This window comes from Nonomuraea sp. NPDC050733 (genome assembly GCF_040654215.1).
GTDB lineage: Bacteria > Actinomycetota > Actinomycetes > Streptosporangiales > Streptosporangiaceae > Nonomuraea.
Window position 1 is genome coordinate 99,332 of record NZ_JBFAHO010000016.1, and the last position, 16,524, is coordinate 115,855.

The following is a 16,524-nucleotide window of genomic DNA, read 5'->3' on the forward strand; positions in this document are numbered from 1 at the left end:
GATCGTCGGCGGCGATGTCTCCTCCACGCCATGATTCACAGCAGGCGGTCGGGAAACTCTAACGGATCAGATGTCCCGGCGGAATGTGTGGCCGCTCGCCCCGCTACCGTGACCTGTGATACTCCTGGCCGTTCCCCTTCTGCGCCGAGTCAGCGGCACGTGCGGGCGCTCCTTCTCGCGTCTGCAGAGCGTTGTCCACCGGTGAAAACCGGGTGGCATTTCGCATCGCCTGCCGGGATGCTGGGCATGGGCGATGAGTTTTGTCGGTGCTGCCGGTCACTCTTTGCAGATGACCACAACCTCTCGTGAGACCCACGGCTGTGACGCCAGCCACGACCACGTCTTGTCCGACCACCCCGATCGAGGTGCCGTGTCCACCCCACAGCTCGACTCACCCGCCAAGTCCGCGGCCGCCGTCCCGGGTCGCACCCCGGCCGTGATCCGGCTGCTGGTGCTGGCCACATTCGTGGTCATCCTCAACGAAACAATCATGATCAATGCCATCCCGCGGCTGATGGACGCTCTGCACATCACCGAGCAGACCGCACAGTGGCTTTCGACCGCGTTCATGCTGACCATGGCGGCGGTCATCCCGATCAGCGGATGGTTCCTGCAGCGGGTGTCCACCCGCAGCGCGTACACCACCGCGATGGGTCTGTTCCTGATCGGCACCGCGTTGGCCGCCGTCGCGCCGACGTTCGAGGTGTTGCTGGGCGCCCGCATCATCCAGGCGTCCGGGACCGCGGTGATGATGCCGCTGCTGATGACCACGCTGATGCAGGTGGTGCCCGAGGCGGAGCGTGGCCGGGTGATGGGCAACGTCACTCTGGCCATCTCCGTCGCGCCCGCGATGGGCCCGGCGGTCTCGGGTGTGATCCTCCAGTTCGGGTCCTGGCGGCTGCTGTTCGCGGTGGTGCTCCCCATCGCCGCCGTGATCACATGGGGCGGCCTGAAGCAGCTCAAGAACGTCGGAGAGCCCCAGTTCAGCACCATCGACTGGTTGAGCGTGGTGACCGCCGCCGCCGGTTTCGGAGGCCTGGTCTACGGGCTCAGCCGGTTCGAGGGCGGTGACGTCCGCGTCGCCGCCGCGATCGTGGTGGCCGGCCTGGTCGCCATCGCCGTCTTCGTCGTCCGCCAGCTGGCGTTGCAGAAGCGCGGTGTGCCGCTGATGGACCTGCGTACTCTGCGCCACCGCACTTTCACGGTCGCGCTGATCCTGATGTCGGTGGCCTTCATGGCGATGCTCGGCTCGATGATCATGCTGCCGCTGTACCTGCAGAACATCCGCGAGCTCAGCCCTCTGCAGACCGGGCTCCTCGTGATGCCGGGCGGCCTCGCGATGGGACTGCTGGGTCCGGTCGTCGGCCGCCTGTTCGACCAGTTCGGCGGCCGGGTTCTGGTCATCCCCGGCGCGATCGGGATCACACTCGCGCTCGCCGGCTTCACCCAGGTCACGATGACCATGCCGTACTGGCAGCTCCTCGGCCTGCATGCGCTGCTGATGGTGAGCCTGGCCGCGACCTTCACCCCGGTGTTCACCCTCGGGCTCGGAGCGGTTCCCTCGCAGCTCTACTCTCACGGCAGCTCGATCCTGAGCACGCTGCAGCAGGTCGCCGCGGCGTTCGGCACCGCGCTCGTGGTCACCGTGATGAGCGCGCGAGCCGATGCCCTGAAGTCCGCGGGTGCCCCCGAGGCGCTCGCCAACCTCGACGGCATGCGGCTGGCGTTCATCATCGGCGCGGTGCTGTCCTTGGCCGTGGTCGTCACCGCCCTGCTTCTGCCCGCCCGTGCGGACAGCGCCGGCGAGCCCGAGGAAGCCGGGTCGATGAAGCCGGCGTGACGGCGGTGCGAGCTGCCGCGGCATCCACGTACTACTCGGTCAGGTGGCCGAACCCTCTCGGCCACCTACAGCAGTGCCGCCCACAGCAGTGCCGCCCACAGCAGTGCCGCTCACAGCAGTGCCGCCCACAGCGAAAAGGCCCGTGACCAGGGATGACCTGGAGCGGGCCTTCTTGTTCGTCAGGGTAATCTTGAGATATTGCTGACACCCTTGCCAACGGCGTGTTCCCGGCGATCGCCACCCAAGGCGAAGGCGAGGTCGCGTCAACTTATCCAGGTAACGCGAACGATCAGCACAAGGCGCAGATGCTCCGCGACGATGAAGTTGACGAACCCGCGTCCGCCGAACAGATCAAGCGTCCGAAGACCTCCCCCGTGCAACATGCCTCTGCCAGCACGGACCGCATCCCTCCCGAGGACTGTCGGCAAGTCGCTCGACCTCAAGGATGACAGTGGGAGGGAGCCCAGCGATGACATGCTCCGCGTCGGGGTTGTACTCCCAGTTCCAGGCGTCACTCACCGATGGCTTCTCGGCGCGCGGAGGACGTGATCTCACTGATTTCGGCCAGAGCTGAGTCCAGCGTGACTCTGTCGGTCGCGGTGGCGACTTCCGTCTGCAGTGCCTGGAGGCGAGCCGCTTGGGCGGGGAAGCGCTGAATGGCCACGAACTCGCCCCACTGCTGCAAGAAGCTCTGCAGAGGCGCCACGGTGCTCTGACGCGCCGCCCGCTCTGTCGCCTGGTCGAGATGGTCGACGAACTGGCTGAGGTAGGCAGGAGCAATCTGGGCGACTGCTGCCCTGAGGGCGGCGGTCGTCAGTGGTGGGCGAGGGATCAGCGCCTCGCTGTCCTGATGCGGGGTGGACACCGTTGACCTCCAAGCTAGCTACACCTTCACGCTACCGATACAGCCCACCTTCCGCTTGGAATTGCAGGTCAAGGCCTTGATGTAGGGGGACGCGTCCTCACGTCAGTCGCAGGCGGCGGGTTCCGGAGCGCGTAATCGTCAGGATAGACCGCCCCGGATGACGAATCTGGTCTTCGACCCAGGCCATCGAGGAACGCCTCCACAACCGAGCTCCGGCGCTCGGCGGCGTTCCCGGCGGAGAGCCCGCCACCGGGGCCGGTGAAGATCCGGGAGCGCCCCTCCGGTGTCGTTCGGCAGTCGCGGGCAGGGCCGTCTCAGCCCGCGGCCTTCTTGATGAGCTCGCCGATCCGTGCCTCGTCGGCGGCGGTCAACTGCGTCAGAGCGAACGCGGTCGGCCACATGGTGCCCTCGTCGAGGTTCGCGGAGTCGTTGAAGCCGAGAGTGGCGTACCTGGCCTTGAACTTCTGGGCGCTCTGGAAGAAGCAGACGACCTTGCCGTCCCTGGCATACGCCGGCATCCCGTACCAGAGCTTCGGAGAGAGGGCCGGCGCGTTGGCCTTGACGATCTCATGGACCCGCTCGGCGAGGACGCGGTCCGCCTCCTCCATCTCGGCGATCTTCGCGAGCACCTCGCTCTCCGGGTCCGGCTTGGCCGCGCCCGAGCCGCGCCGCGTGGACGCCTTCAGCTCCCGGGCGCGCTCCTTCATCGCGCTCCGCTCCTCATCCGTGAACCCGTCGTACTTCTCCGCGGCTGCGCCGGTGCTCTTGGCGGACGTCTGCGTGCTCTCCATGGCAGGTTTCCTCTCTTACAAGACTTACAAGACTTACAACGACTTACCGGGTTGATCCGGACAATCTGATCCTAGGGATCCGCCGCGGCCGGCGGCTTCTCGAAAACTGATCGGTTGCCGCCCGGGGGAGAACAGCGGCAGGTCCGGGCGACATCACAACCCACGGAAGCCGGTCGTCGGCGCCTTCGAGGCCCGCAGACATCCGTCACGCTGGTTGCGGCTCGCTGACCGGCGCTTCTCGATTCCTGACCGGTCTCGTCACCTGCTTCGCCACGCACGACGGCATCCCCGTCCCGGCGCCCGCGGTGCGGCGCTGGTAGACGCTGGGCGGCATGCCGACCAGGTCGGTGAAGCGGGTGCTGAAGGTGCCCAGCGACGAGCAGCCGACCGCGAAGCAGACCTCGGTGACGCTGAGGTCGCCACGACGCAGCAGCGCCATCGCGCGTTCGATGCGACGGGTCATCAGATAGGCGTACGGCGACTCCCCGTAGGCGAGCCGGAACTGCCGGCTGAGGTGCCCGGCCGACACATGCACGCTGCGGGCCAGCGCCTCGACGTTGAGCGGCTGCGCGTACTCCCGGTCGATCCGATCGCGGACGCGGCGCAGTCGCGCGAGGTCGTTCAGGTGCTGTGCCGCGGTGAGCGCGCGTCCCCATGCGGGATGACACATGAGAGAACTCCTTTCATGGATGTGCGCGAGCACCCGGGCCGCATGGCGAGGTGCTCGCCGGTGAGGGTGGAGCGGGCTCAGCGAAGCTGCTGGATGCGGACCAGGTTGCCCGCGGGATCGCGGAAGGCGCAGTCACGGACGCCGTACGGCTGTTCCGTCGGCTCCTGGACGACCTCGGCGTCGCCGGCCTGCAGCTTCTCGAAGGTGCCGTCCAGGTCCCGGGTGGCCAGCAGGATCCAGCCGTAGGTGCCCTTGGCCATCATCTCGATGATCGTGCGGCGCTCGTCCTCGGTGATGCCGGGGTCGGCGGCCGGCGGCGCCAGGAGAATGGACGTGCCGGGCTGGTCGACCGGGCCGACCGTGATCCAGCGCATCTTGCCGTGCCCGACGTCGCTGCGTACCTCGAAGCCGAGGGTGTCGCGGTAGAAGGCCAGAGCGGCGTCCGGGTCGTCATGGGGGAGGAAGGTCGTGTGAATGGTGATGTCCATGGCTGTCACGTTATCTGCGGCCCGGTGACCTGTGCTTCTCCAAAACTGATCGTTCCGGAGAGCGGGATCAACGCCTGCCGGACGATGACCTACGCGACGTCCGGGATGGCGGGAACCGGTCGGCCGCGGGCGGGCAAGTAGGGGTGTCCCACCCGTGAGCCGAGAGGCCAGAGCATGTCAGAAACGAGCCCGGCCGATTCCGCGGTCATAGCGCGGTCCCGGCAGGAGCCCGAGGTGTTCGCGGAGATCTTCCGCAGGCACGCGCCCGAGATCAAGAGATTCGTCGTCCGCCGCCTCGGACTCGACGTCGCCGAGGACGTGGTGGCGGAGACCTTTCTCGCCGCCTTCCGTCAGCGCGGACGGTACGACCTGGCCAGGCACGATGCCCTGCCCTGGTTGTACGGCATCGCCACCAACCTCATCGGCCGCCACAAGCGGACCGAGGCCAGGCAGCTCAATCTCCTGGCCCGCACCGGCGTCGACCCGGTCACCGAACCCTTCACCCCGCGTAGCGACGACCGGCTGAGCGCCCAGGCCGTACAGCGGAGCCTGGCCGCGGCGCTTGCCGCGCTGCCCGCCGGGCACCGCGACGTGCTGCTCCTGGTGACCTGGGGCGGCCTGAGCTACACCGAGGCCGCCCAGGCGCTCGGCATCCGCGTCGGAACGGTACGTTCGCGCGTCAACCGCGCCCGCGCCAAGATCCGCAAGGAGCTGGGCGGGATCGACCCCACAGCACTCGTCGTCGAGGAGATTCGCCATGGATGAGCTGGCCCAGCTCAACGACTTCCGCTCCGAGGTGCCCGCGCAGGACGACCTGCGCGCCGAGGCGGAGCGTCTGGTGGCCGGCATGTCGGCCCCGGTCCGGCCGGACTTTCGTCGCATCGGACTGCGGGCTGCCCTGGCAGGGGGCCTGGCGACTGTGGCAGGAGCGGCGGTGTTCCTCGTCCAGAGTTCGCCCGCCCCGGTCCCGCCCGCGGCGATGATCCGCACGGTCGCGGCCGTGGAGGTGCTGTCGCGGGCGGCCGAGCACGCGGGCCGGCGTCCGGAGCTGCGTCCCAGGCCCGGCCAGTTCCTCGTCTACGAGTCGCAGAGCATGGACCTGGCCGCATCGGAAGGGCAGTCGTGGCTGTCGCGCCACAAGCGCAGGATCTGGCTGCCGGTGGAGGGCGACGCCGTCAAGGGAGTCCTGCAGGAGGAGATCCTGGCGCCGCTTCCGTATCCGGGGCGCACGCTCCCGCCGGAGGCTCGGGCGGAGCAGGAGCTGGTGGGCAAGCCCAGCGGTCCGGAGCGGGCGGCCGACTTCGACGACCGCGCCGAGTACCTGCGCAACGACTACGCCTACGTCAGCAAGCTGCCGACCGACACAGAAGGCATGCGCAGGCACCTCTACACGCAGGTGCCCGCCGACGGGTTGCGCGACTTCGAGGCGTGGAACCGGGTCGGCGGGCTGCTCACGGAGGCCTATCTGCCCGCCGCGCAGCGGGCCGCGCTCTTCCGCGCGGCGGCCACGATCCCCGGGGTGGTGACGGTGAAGGAGTCGCAGGACGCCGCGGGGCGCAAGGGCATAGCCGCGGCGATGGTGTCGCCCGGCGGGATCAGGGAGGAGTACATCTTCGACCGGAAGACCTATGACTACCTCGGCCGCCGGGGGGTGGTCGTGGACGCCGAGAAGGCCCAGGCTCCGGTCGGGAGCCTGGTGTCGTCGAGCGCGCAGCTGAAGGTGAGCGTCGTCGACAGCGCACCGCCCGTGGAGTAGGCCGGCCCTGCCGGGAGCTCCGGCAGGCGGGCATGGCACGGACCGATGCGGAGACAGCAGGCCCTGAGACGGTCCCTGCGGCTGCACCAGCCGCGGGGACCGTTCGACGTGAGCCCCGTCGGGTGCCGGAGCGTGCTCCGGGATGTATGTGTGACCTACTTCACGCGCGGGCGGCTTGAAGCTCACATTGGTGTCAGCTCCTACCGTTGGCCGCATGACAACGACATCGACGGCACAAGCACCCGTCTCGCTCTACGGATTCCTGACCCCCAAGCCCGGACATGCCGACGAGCTCCGGACGCTCCTCCTGGACCTGGTCGAGCCGTCCCGGGGGCACGAGGGCAGCCTGCAGTACCACCTCCACGAGCAGGAGGACGGCCGGTTCTTCCTCTACGAGGTCTGGCGTTCGCAGGAGGACCTCGACCGGCACAACGCGACCCCGCTGCTGCGCGCCTTCATGGACAAGGTGGCCGAGCACCTCGACGGGGCGCCCGAGGCGTACTCCGGCGCGATGAGGAATCCCCTCGAAAATTCGGTCAGCGGGTGAGGATCCGGATGTCGCCGGAGGTGCTCTTCGCGACGATGGTCCGGTCGCTCCGGACGTCCGTGACCTGCGACTGCTCGTCGCCGTACCGGCTCTGCGCCGTCACGGCGTAAGGCCCCCGAGGCACCGTCGTCCTGACGTAGCCGTCACGCGACATGACGTCCACCTCCGTCGGGGGAGCGGCGAACGTCAGCCGGACGGCCCCGGAGGTCGTCCGCACCCGTACGCCGGCCGACTTCAGCCCCTCGCCCGAGACCACCCCGTCGGTGCCCAGCAGCCGCAGCCGTCCCGAGGTCCGGCGCGCCGTGATGGGCCCGTGCGTCGACACGTCCACGTCCTGGGCGAGGTCGTCGAGGATCACGCCGTCGTCCGACGCCTGCACCACGATCCGCACGCCGGGCGGCACCCGTACGTGGTAGCGGGCGCCGCAGTCACCGAACACCGTCGTGCAGTCGGCGCCCAGCCGCAGCACCCCGTCCTTGAGCGACCAGGACGCGTTGCCCTCGCCGGCGGCCTTGCCGCGCACCCACCGGTCCACGCGTACCCCGCCCGGGTCGCCGGGCAGGACGCGCAGGCCGCCCGTCGAGCTGCGGATGGTGAGCTGCCCGCTCGGGTGCGCGAACGCGCGGCTGCCGTGCACCTCCTTGGCGTCCAGCTCGATCCCGCAGCCGGCCGTCGCCACTCCGAGCACGGCCACCGCCATCGCCGCCATCGTCCCCGTGATGCGTCTCATGGGAAGATCGTCGTCCGGCGGCATCGCCCCGCCATCGGCCATCCGGCCGAGTCCGGCTCCGCCGTTCGGCCGCATTTCCCCTCCGTGACCGGAGGCAGCCGCGTCTCTCACCGCCGCACGGGTCGGAGCCGAACGGGTCAGAGGGCGGCGAGGAGCTTGCGGACGTGGGACAGCGGGTCGGCGCCCATGGGCCGTACCGCGACCGTCGTCGCCCCCGCCTTCCACAGCTCGCGCACCTGCGCTGCGGCCTCCTCCGGCGAGCCCGCAGCCATGACGACCTCCTCGGGCGCCACGTTGAGGAACGCCGCCTGGCCCTCCGCCGCCGGCCGCATCACCTCACGGGCGTCGTCTCCGACGCACAGGAACGTGAACGCCACCAGCTCGTGCCCCTCCGGCGCGCCGATCTGCTCCAGGACGGCGGGCAACTGGTCGGGCCGCAGCCCCTCGGGGACGATCGTCCCCTGGGCCGCGCGGCCCGACAGCGCGAGCGAGCGCGGGCTGACCACCCCGGCCAGCACCGGCGGCGGCTCGGCGGGCGGGTGGACGAGCGAGACGCCGTCCAGGTGCACCGCCCGGCCGTGCAGGGTCACGGTCTCACCGCGCAGCAGAGCCCGGACGGACGTGATCGTCTCCTCCAGCAGCGCCAGCGGCGACGGTACGGCGGCGCCGACCTGGCGCATCCAGTCCTGTACCCCGTGCCCGATGCCGGCGGCGAGCCGGCCGGGGTGCAGGCGGGCCAGGTTGGCCAGCTCCATCGCCAGCAGCGCGGGGTTGCGCAGGGGAGCGGGGGTGATGCCGATACCGACCCGCAGGCGTTCGGTCACGGCCAGCGCGGTCGCCGCCGAGGACACGGCGCCGGTCCACCCCAGATCCTCCACGACCCACAGGTCGGCCACCTCCAGGCCGTCCAGCTCCCGCGCGAACGGCACCAGCAGCTCCGGCGCCAGGTCGCGGTCGAACATCACTCCGAGCCTCACAGCGGCCTCCTGTGTCGTCACCGTCGGGTGGCACGACCATGTCCGGCGGGCGTGTCACGCCCCCAGGAATGATCGCCTCCACGGGCCGCCCGCCGGTAGGGGGCAGCGGCCGATCGGCATCCGAGTATCCAGTACGCCGGGAGGCCGCAGCCGTCCGGAGGCCCCCGCCGGGTGTCAGGCGGCCGCCGCCGACACCGCCGAGCACGCCTCCTCGACCGAGGAGGCCGTCTCGAAGTGACGGTCGAGGTTGGTGATCGTGAGGAGGTGGCTGATCATGCCATCCGCCAGCACGAGGATGAGTCTGCCATGTACGTGGTGAACATGGTTGAACGCGCTCACCAGAACGCCTAGCCCTACCGAATCGCAGAACGGGACCGCTGTCAGGTCAATGACCACGTTGCTTGAGTCGGTCCTGGTGAGGATGTGGTCCAGCTCCGCCCGCAGACGCGGGGCTCCGGCCACGTCGAGATCACCGACAACGCGCACAACCGTACAGGGGTCCTCCCGCCAGTACTTGACCACCATGACGGTCCAGTGCCCGAAGTTAGGATACTTATACCTATTTCTTGCATATGTTCTGAGTTGCCGTTTTCGTGGACGGTGTAGCGGTTGGCGTGGACTTCACCTCGGGCGTGGCTGTCTGGGCCGGTTTTGAGATCTTCGGCTGGTCGCTGCCCACGATGACCTCGACGCCCTTGACGTCCGCCGCCTCGCGCAGCTCCGCCCCGGGGATCGCGGCGGCGACGGTACGGGCGGAGTCCTCGCGGTCGGCGGCGTAGCGGATGACCGTCTTCCTGTAGTCCTTGCGCGGGGTGTTGCCCGGCTGGTCCGGCACGCGGAACCCGGCCGCCACCAGCGCCTCCTTGGTCCGGGCGCCCAGGCCCGTGATGAGTGTGCCGTTCTTGACCGTGACCGCGATGCGCTCCGGCGGGATCGCCTCGCCGGCGGGCTTGGCGGTGGCGCTCGCCGAGGAGGAGGCGGAGGGCGAGGGGCTGGGCTTGACCAGGTCCTCGTCGGCGCCGATCCGCCGGAACAGCTCGCGCGCCGCCGCCTCGTCCCACAGCACCGCCGACTCGCCGGTCGGCGCCTTGAAGTCCGCGTTCTTCAACGGCACGTCCGCGAACGCGACGTCGTCCAGCGAGACGTCGCGCATCTGCGCGGCCAGTCCCATCAGCCCGTCGTCGGGATCGACCTTGATCGTGCGCAGCGTGGAGTCGACGAACGAGGCGAGCTTGGCCGGGTTGGCCAGTGTGCCGGCGCTCAGGGCGCGGTTCAGCAGGGCGGAGATGACCTGCTGCTGCCGGTCGATGCGGTCGAGGTCGGAGCGGGCCGTGGCGCGGGTGCGGGCGTAGCCGAGCGCCTGCGCGCCGTGCAGCTCATGGGTCCCGGCGGTGAGCGTGAGCCCCGCCTTGGGGTCGTTGATGGCGACCGGGGTGCACACCGTGACGCCGCCGAGCGCGTCCACGACGTCGATGAAGCCGAGGACGTTGACCTCGATGTAGCGGTTGATGGACAGCCCCGTCACCTGCTCCACGGTCTGCTTGGCGAGCTTCGGCCCGCCGAACTGGTACGCGGAGTTGATCTTGTGCTGGCCCTTGCCGGGGATGGTCGTCCAGGTGTCGCGGGGGAGGCTGACCACGGTCACCTTGCGGTGGTCCTCGGACAGGTGGATGACCATCATCGTGTCGGTCCGCTGTCCGACCTCGCGGCCCAGCTTGAGCTGGTTCTGCTGCTTACGGGTGAGGTCGTCGCGCTTGTCGACGCCGACGAGCAGGACGTTCATGGCGCCGCGGGACACCGGCTCGGTCACGCCCGCGTCGACCGTGCCGATCTGCCTGGGGGTCGCCCACACCACGCCGGTGCCGACCAGCACCCCGACCGACAACAGGCCCGACAGGACCAGGTTGCGCCGCCGCGCCCGCGCGCCGCGGCCGTGCCTGCGCTTGCGACCGGACGCGAGCCTGACGCCGCCGTAGGCGTCTCCGCCCACATGCACCCCAGCGTCCTCCTCGCCCGGGTCGCGCATCCCGTCCCCCTCGTGTGCCGCCGCGAGGATCGGGCCTTCGATTGCCCTCCTCCCCTGCCCGTACAGTAGCGTGAGCCCCGCCATGAAGCAGTTCCCCGACTCGCCGCACGCGCCAGCGGAGACCCGAAGCTGGCCGCCCATCTCCGTCGTCATGCCGGTCCTCAACGAGGAGCGGCATCTTCGCGAGGCCGTCGCCCAGATCCTCGCCCAGAGCTATCCGGGTGAGATCGAGGTCATCCTCGCCGTGGGGCCATCCCAAGACCGCACCCAGGAGGTCGCCGACGCCATCGCGGCGGCCGACCGGCGGGTCGTCGTGGTGCCCAACCCGACCGGCCGCACGCCCAACGCGCTCAACGCCGCCATCGCGGCCTCGCGCAACGGCATCGTCGCCCGGGTCGACGGGCACGCCATGCTGCCGCCCGACTACCTGCGGGTGGCGGTCGAGACACTGGAGGAGACCGGCGCCGACAACGTGGGCGGCGTCATGGCGGCCGAGGGCGTGACCGCCTTCGAGCAGGCCGTCGCCTGCGCCATGACCTCCAAGATCGGCGTCGGCGCCGCGGCCTTCCACGTGGGCGGCACGGCCGGCCCGGCCGACACGGTCTACCTGGGCGTGTTCCGTCGCTCCGCCCTCGACCGTGTCGGCGGCTACGACGAGCACTTCCAGCGTGCCCAGGACTGGGAGATGAACCACCGCATCCGCCAGAGCGGCGGCCTGGTGTGGTTCCAGCCGCGCATGCGGGTGTCCTACCGGCCCCGGCCCAACGTCAAGGCGCTGGCCAAGCAGTACTTCCACTACGGCCGCTGGCGGCGCGTAGTCTCGCGCACCCACGAGGGCACGATCAACCTGCGCTACCTCGCGCCGCCCGCCGCCGTGCTGGCCATCGCGCTCGGGCTGGTCGTCTCGCCGTTCTTCCCGCTCGGGCTGGTGATCCCGGGCGGTTACGCGCTGGCCCTCGTGGTCGGCTCGGTGCTGACGGGCAGCGGCCATCCGGCGGCGGTCAAGGCCAAGCTGCCGCTGGTGTACGCCACCATGCACCTCTCGTGGGGCTGGGGCTTCCTGACCAGCCCGCGCAAGCTGGCCCGCCCGTCGCCCCAGCAGGGCCACCTGGAGCTGCACTGACGACCGTCACGGGCGCGCGCACCGCGAGGTGACCCGCGCCCGTACGGGGCCGTCCTCGCCCCGTACGAGCCGGTCCGCGCCGTACGGACGGCCGGGCGCTCGCGGAAGGCCGTCAGCCGTCGCCGAGTGACGGGTCCACGACCTGACCCGTGAGGCCCGACGCCAGTACGGCCAGCGACGCCCGCGCCGTCCCGCCTGGTGCCCCGCCGGTTGTCCCGGAGCCCGTCCCGCCGGTGGTGACGCAGTTGACCCGCACGCCCTCGCCGGCCCACTCGGCGGCCAGTGACCGGGCGAGCGCGGTCACCGCCGCCCCGGCCGGCGCCCGCAGCGCGTCCCCCGGGCCCGGCACCGCCCCGGCCGCGTCCACCAGGCCGGGGGCGTCCGGCGGCGCCGGGGCCCACAGGAGCAGCCCCCCGCCGCTCTCCCGCAGGCGCGGGTACGCGGCCCGCGCCACGTTGACCGGCCCCAGGTAGCCGGACACCGCCGCCTCGGCCACGCTCTCGTCCGTGGCGTCCACGAGGCTCCCCGCCCGTCCAGGGGACACGGCCAGGACCAGATGGTCGATCCGCCCCACCCCGGCCAGGGCCTTGGCCACGGCGGCACGGTCGTCCAGCCGCAGCCCGTCCCGCTCGCGGGACAGGACCCGCACCACCGCGCCGTGCCCGGCGGCCAGCTCGGTCAGCTCCGCCGCCGCCCGCGCCTCCGCGCCTTCCGGACCCGCGCTCCCCGGACCCGTCCCCGCGTCGAGCACCACCACGGTCCGCCCCGCCAGCGCCGCCCGCAGGCCCGCCTCCGGCACCACCGGCGCCGGCGACGTCGCGAGGAGCCCGGCCGCGATCCGCGCGTCCACCGGATGAGTGATCTTCAGGTTGCGCTCGCTGCCCGGCACGATGTGGATGGGCACGTCCGGCAGGTACCGCAGCACCACCCCGCAGTCGTCGGTCGCCGGCCGGCTGCCGAAGTGGGGGTCCGCCAGCGCCCGCTCGTACGCCTCCCTGATGACCGACAGCCGGAAGCACTGCGGCGTCTGTGCGCGTCGCAGCCGCGACCTGTCCAGAACCTCCGCAATAGTCTCCCCGGCGGGGCCCGAGTCGACCGTGAAGACGGTGTCGGAGCTGGGGATCGCCACCTCGACCGCCCGATGGGTCCGCAGAGCCCGTACACAGTCCGTGATGATCCGGGGCTCCAGCAAGGGCCGGACGGCGTCGTGCAGCAGCACGTCGCACTCCTCCGTGCCGATCGCCTGGAGCGCCCGCCAGGTGCTCTCCGTGCGGCTCGCCCCGCCCTCGACCACCTGGCTGACCTTCCGGAACCCGGCCCGCCCGACCAGCGCCCTCGCCTCGTCCGCGAGGCCCGGCGTCATCAGCACCACGACCTCGTCGATGTCGGGGGAGCCGTCGAACAGGGCGATCGTGTGCTCCAGGATCGTCCGCCCGGCGATCGTGGCGAGTTGCTTGGGCCGCCCGAGCCCCATCCGCTGCCCCACTCCGCCCGCCAGAACGACCCCGACGGCGCGCAACCCAGAATCCATACCCGGAGCGTAACGGCCTGGGTCCGTGATATCCCGTCGCCCTGTCGCTACGCTGAGTCCACGCACTCCCTCACTACCGGGAGGACCTGCGCCTTGACCGACTCCTTGACCCGCGCGAGCTCGGCCGCCTCGGTGGTCCTGCTCGCCACGACCCCGGCATGCAGGCTCTCCTACGCGGACGGCACGCTGCTCGACCGGCTCGGCGACCAGCTCGCGACGCTCTCCGTCCGCGACGTACAGGTGCTGACGCCAGGCGGCGCGCTGCTCACGTACGGAGAGCAGCCCGACGCGGAGCATGCCGACAACGCCGGAGGGCTCGGCGCCGACCTGCGGGCCGTGGCCAAGCTGGCCCGCGGCTCGACCGGCGCCGTCGTCGTGCTGCCCGCCGACCTCGTCGCCCACACCGACGCGCTGGGGCTGCTGCTCCAGCACCCCGCGCGTGGCTCCGCCGCGCTCGTCTCGTCCGACGCGGAGGGCGGGCCGCTGCGCCCGCCCGTACGGGTGGAGGGCGGCCGGGTGGTCGCCGCGGGCAGCTCCTTCCACACCGTTCCGCAGGCCAACGCCACCTTCCGCGGCGTGCTCCAGGCGGGCGAGGCCGACCTCGCCTCGCTCGCCGACGTCGCGGAGGAGCTGGCCGACCTCGCCGAGAGCGGGCGGCTCGGCCCCGTCAGCACCGTCGAGGCCGTGGACCTGCTCCTGGTGGGCATGGTCAGGGCCGGTGCGCGGGTCCGCGCCGCCCGGCTCGGCCGGCTGCACGCCGACCGGGTGGCCGGGCAGTCCACCTGCGACAGCGCGATCGCCCGCCTCGCGGAGGTGGACGAGGACCAGGTGCGCCTCGACACCGCGATCAAGGACCGCGACGGCTTCTTCACCACGTTCTTCGTCTCCACCTGGTCACGCCATCTGGTGCGCCCCGCGGCCCGGCTCAAGCTCACGCCCAACACCGTCACGGGCTGCTCCGTCGCCCTGGCCGTCCTCGCGGCGGTCTGGTTCTCGGCCGGCACGCGCGGCGGGCAGGTGGCGGGGGCCGCGCTGGTCTACCTGTCGTTCGTGCTCGACTGCCTGGACGGCCAGCTCGCCCGCTACACCCGCGCGTTCACCCCGCTCGGGGCATGGGCGGACGGGATGGCCGACCGGCTGAAGGAGTACGTCGTCTACGCCGGTCTGGCCATCGGCTACGCCGACGGCCTGCCGTGGCAGAACGGCGGGCCCGACGGCATCTGGTACCTCGCCATCGCCGCGATGATCCTCCAGGTCGTCCGGCACGCGATCGACTTCGCGTTCGGGGGGTCGGTGGCGGACGCCAACCGCATCGGCGCGATGTGGGCCAAGCCGGTGCGCTCGCTGCTGGAGGAGACCGACGGGCGGGCCGGCGCTCCCGGGCCGGGAGCGCTGGGCATCGCCCACCGGCTGGAGCGCGACTCGATCGTCCGCTGGGCGAAGAAGATGATCGTCCTGCCCATCGGCGAGCGGATGGCCCTGATAGCCGTGACCGCCGCCTTCTTCAACGCCCGCGTCACGTTCGCGGCGCTCATCACCTGGGGCAGCGTCGCGGCCCTCTACCAGCTCACCGGGCGGATCGCGAGGTCGACGCGATGATCACCGTGCACATGACACCGGTGCCGAGGAGCACGGTCGTCGCCTACCGCGACGACGGGTCGCTCTCGCGCGGCATGGGCGCGCTCGTGGCGGGCCAGCTCCCGCCGCTGCCGCCGGTCATCGCGGGCGCGTTCGTCACCGGAGTGCTGCTGATGCTGGGCGTGGCCGGCAGCGACGGGCTGGCGCTCTTCGCGCCGGCCGTGACGCTGCTGCTGGCCGGGCCGGGCAGCTCCCACCCGCACGACGGCCGCTTCGACTGGCTGGTGCCGCCGATCCTGCGGGTGATCGAGTACTCCTTCGTCGCCGCCTGCGGGTTCGCCCACGGCGTCCACCCGGTGCTGATCGTGGCGCTGCTCGGCGCGCTCGCCTTCCACCACTACGACCTGGTGTACCGGCTGCGGCAGCGGGTCTACCCGCCGCCGTGGCTGTCCAAGCTCGGGCTCGGGTGGGAGGGGCGGATGTTGGTGATCGCGCTGGCGGGCGTCGCCGGCGTGATGACGTTCGGTTACGCGCTCCTCGCGCTCTACCTGTGGGGCCTGTTCGGGTGGGAGAGCCTCACCTGCTGGCTCGCCGCGCCGCGCTCCGGACCGGAGCCCGCGCCCGAGGCGGCCGACATGGGAACACAAGACTGACGCCGGATTACCCGCACAGGGCCCAAAGCCAACTAACCTTTGGGCCTACGGTGGTGCGCGTCCGGCGACCCACCACGTGACGGAGTCCGTGCGTACGGCGGGGCGCGTTCAGCGATCCGCCCCGCGGACGGGGCCCGTCCGTACGGAGTCACGCTCGACTGAGGAGTGCACGTTGCTGGGAATGGTGCTGGCCGCTGGAGCCGGAAGACGTCTGCGGCCGTACACCGACACGCTGCCCAAGGCTCTCGTGCCGGTCGACGGCGAGACGACGATCATGGACATCGCGCTGCGCAACCTGGCCGAGGTGGACCTGCGCGAGGTCGTGGTCGTCGTGGGATACGCCGCCCAGGCGGTGCACGAGCGCAAGGAGGAGCTGGAGCGGCGCCACGGCGTCAAGCTCACCCTCGTGCACAACGACAAGGCCGAGGAGTGGAACAACGCCTACTCCCTGTGGTGCGCCCGCGAGTACTTCGCGCAGGGCGCGCTGCTCGTCAACGGCGACACCGTCCACCCCGTCTCGGTCGAGAAGACGCTCCTGTCGGCTCCCGAGACCAGCGACATCCTGCTCGCGGTCGACGACGTGAAGAAGCTGGCCGACGAGGAGATGAAGGTCACCCTCGACGGCGGCGCGGTCAAGCGGATCACCAAGCTCATGGACCCGGCCGAGGCGTACGGCGAGTACATCGGGGCGACGCTGATCCGGCCGGGCGCCGCCGAGCGGCTCGCCGACGCGCTGCGCGCCACGTTCGAGCGCGACCCCCAGCTCTACTACGAGGACGGCTACCAGGAGATGATCGAGCGCGGCGAGGGCATCCACGTCGCGCCGATCGGCGAGGTCGACTGGGTCGAGGTGGACAACCACGACGACCTGGCCAAGGCCCGCACCATCGCCGTCCGCTACTGAGGGGGCCCGGATGCCGCTTCGAGCCGCTCCTGAGGGGGCCGCATG

At 71.1% G+C, this 16,524-nt stretch carries 17 protein-coding genes; 8 read left to right on the plus strand and 9 right to left on the minus strand.

The features are described from left to right. Window positions 1–289: 289 nt before the first annotated feature. Window positions 290–1,840, plus strand: a complete 1,551-nt coding sequence (locus AB0H64_RS24505) for an MDR family MFS transporter (protein WP_357628496.1) — start codon at window positions 290–292, stop codon at window positions 1,838–1,840. 511 nt (window positions 1,841–2,351) lie between these two features. Here AB0H64_RS24505 and AB0H64_RS24510 read toward each other — a convergent pair. From AB0H64_RS24510 to AB0H64_RS24525, 4 genes are all read right to left on the minus strand, one after another. After that, entirely contained in the window at window positions 2,352–2,705 is a 354-nt protein-coding gene (locus AB0H64_RS24510) for a hypothetical protein (RefSeq protein ID WP_357628499.1), read from the minus strand. 314 nt (window positions 2,706–3,019) lie between these two features. Then, window positions 3,020–3,496, minus strand: coding sequence for a DUF1801 domain-containing protein (locus AB0H64_RS24515; RefSeq protein ID WP_357628502.1), 477 nt, complete (start codon window positions 3,494–3,496; stop codon window positions 3,020–3,022). Window positions 3,497–3,701: 205 nt separating this feature from the next. After that, window positions 3,702–4,166 (minus strand): AraC family transcriptional regulator, encoded by a 465-nt coding sequence (locus AB0H64_RS24520; protein ID WP_357628504.1) that lies wholly within the window; start codon window positions 4,164–4,166, stop codon window positions 3,702–3,704. Between the two features lie 77 nt (window positions 4,167–4,243). Further along, complete coding sequence (locus tag AB0H64_RS24525; RefSeq protein WP_357628507.1) at window positions 4,244–4,654, minus strand: VOC family protein; 411 nt, start codon at window positions 4,652–4,654, stop codon at window positions 4,244–4,246. Window positions 4,655–4,828: 174 nt separating this feature from the next. Here AB0H64_RS24525 and AB0H64_RS24530 point away from each other — a divergent pair, with 174 nt between their 5' ends. From AB0H64_RS24530 to AB0H64_RS24540, 3 genes are all read left to right on the plus strand, one after another. Then, complete coding sequence (locus AB0H64_RS24530; RefSeq protein WP_357628510.1) at window positions 4,829–5,419, plus strand: RNA polymerase sigma factor; 591 nt, start codon at window positions 4,829–4,831, stop codon at window positions 5,417–5,419. Further along, complete coding sequence (locus tag AB0H64_RS24535) at window positions 5,412–6,410, plus strand: CU044_5270 family protein (RefSeq protein ID WP_357628512.1); 999 nt, start codon at window positions 5,412–5,414, stop codon at window positions 6,408–6,410. The genes AB0H64_RS24530 and AB0H64_RS24535 overlap by 8 nt, the downstream gene beginning before the upstream one ends. A gap of 214 nt (window positions 6,411–6,624) precedes the next feature. After that, window positions 6,625–6,957, plus strand: coding sequence for a putative quinol monooxygenase (locus AB0H64_RS24540; protein ID WP_357628515.1), 333 nt, complete (start codon window positions 6,625–6,627; stop codon window positions 6,955–6,957). Here AB0H64_RS24540 and AB0H64_RS24545 read toward each other — a convergent pair. From AB0H64_RS24545 to AB0H64_RS24560, 4 genes are all read right to left on the minus strand, one after another. After that, the gene (locus AB0H64_RS24545; protein ID WP_357628517.1) at window positions 6,947–7,687 is read right to left on the minus strand and encodes a DUF4097 family beta strand repeat-containing protein; all 741 of its coding nucleotides are present in this window, start codon (window positions 7,685–7,687) and stop codon (window positions 6,947–6,949) included. The two genes, AB0H64_RS24540 and AB0H64_RS24545, sit on opposite strands and share 11 nt — an antisense overlap. A gap of 137 nt (window positions 7,688–7,824) precedes the next feature. Further along, window positions 7,825–8,664: an LLM class flavin-dependent oxidoreductase gene (locus AB0H64_RS24550; RefSeq protein ID WP_357628520.1), complete on the minus strand. Its 840-nt coding sequence runs from the start codon at window positions 8,662–8,664 to the stop codon at window positions 7,825–7,827. 174 nt (window positions 8,665–8,838) lie between these two features. Continuing rightward, entirely contained in the window at window positions 8,839–9,189 is a 351-nt protein-coding gene (locus AB0H64_RS24555) for an STAS domain-containing protein (RefSeq protein ID WP_357628522.1), read from the minus strand. A 34-nt stretch (window positions 9,190–9,223) separates the two neighbouring features. Further along, window positions 9,224–10,690, minus strand: coding sequence for an LCP family protein (locus AB0H64_RS24560; RefSeq protein ID WP_357628525.1), 1,467 nt, complete (start codon window positions 10,688–10,690; stop codon window positions 9,224–9,226). Between the two features lie 82 nt (window positions 10,691–10,772). On the opposite strand from AB0H64_RS24560, the gene AB0H64_RS24565 reads away from it, so the two are divergent. Beyond that, window positions 10,773–11,813, plus strand: a complete 1,041-nt coding sequence (locus tag AB0H64_RS24565; protein WP_357628527.1) for a glycosyltransferase family 2 protein — start codon at window positions 10,773–10,775, stop codon at window positions 11,811–11,813. Window positions 11,814–11,925: 112 nt separating this feature from the next. Here AB0H64_RS24565 and AB0H64_RS24570 read toward each other — a convergent pair whose 3' ends face one another. Beyond that, window positions 11,926–13,344 (minus strand): bifunctional cytidylyltransferase/SDR family oxidoreductase, encoded by a 1,419-nt coding sequence (locus AB0H64_RS24570; RefSeq protein ID WP_357628530.1) that lies wholly within the window; start codon window positions 13,342–13,344, stop codon window positions 11,926–11,928. A 93-nt stretch (window positions 13,345–13,437) separates the two neighbouring features. Between AB0H64_RS24570 and AB0H64_RS24575 the strand changes: the two genes are divergently transcribed. The 3 genes from AB0H64_RS24575 to AB0H64_RS24585 all read left to right on the plus strand — a co-directional run bounded on the left by AB0H64_RS24575 (window position 13,438) and on the right by AB0H64_RS24585 (window position 16,479). After that, window positions 13,438–14,943, plus strand: a complete 1,506-nt coding sequence (locus AB0H64_RS24575) for a CDP-alcohol phosphatidyltransferase family protein (RefSeq protein ID WP_357628533.1) — start codon at window positions 13,438–13,440, stop codon at window positions 14,941–14,943. Then, window positions 14,940–15,575 carry a DUF5941 domain-containing protein gene (locus tag AB0H64_RS24580; protein ID WP_357628535.1) on the plus strand — a complete coding sequence of 212 codons (636 nt, stop codon included), beginning with the start codon at window positions 14,940–14,942 and terminating at the stop codon, window positions 15,573–15,575. The genes AB0H64_RS24575 and AB0H64_RS24580 overlap by 4 nt, the downstream gene beginning before the upstream one ends. A 172-nt stretch (window positions 15,576–15,747) precedes the next feature. Beyond that, window positions 15,748–16,479 carry a phosphocholine cytidylyltransferase family protein gene (locus tag AB0H64_RS24585; protein ID WP_310708207.1) on the plus strand — a complete coding sequence of 244 codons (732 nt, stop codon included), beginning with the start codon at window positions 15,748–15,750 and terminating at the stop codon, window positions 16,477–16,479. The last annotated feature ends 45 nt before the right edge of the window (window positions 16,480–16,524 follow it).